This is a genomic window from Oleiphilus sp. HI0128 (assembly GCF_001635365.1).
In genome coordinates, this window is the sequence record NZ_LWGG01000484.1 from 1 (window position 1) to 284 (window position 284).

Below are 284 nucleotides of genomic sequence, written 5' to 3' on the forward strand. Positions count from 1 at the left end.
CTAGATTATCCCTATGCAAGACTGTTCCTACAACATTTTTTGAGGAATCTGCTTCGATATTGATTTTGCTTGGCTCAACTAGAAAGATTTCGCCCACGTGCTCGACGGCTATTCCAGCGGCGCCACGGCTTGAGTCTAGAATGAGAATTCTTTGATGGGCTTCTGCAGTGCTTACCTGTATATGTTTCTCAGCAGAAAGTACCGGAACGATTTCACCGCGAACATTTAAGATGCCTGCTATTTCGGGGTTTGACCCAGGAACAGGGGTTGGTTCTCGATAGGTA

The 284-nt window shown here is 46.1% G+C and carries 1 protein-coding gene; it reads right to left on the reverse strand.

Annotation, left to right across the window (positions count from 1 at the left end):
* Nucleotides 1-284: chemotaxis protein CheW (locus tag A3763_RS05890; RefSeq protein ID WP_156494949.1), on the reverse strand; the 284-nt coding region annotated here is incomplete at both ends.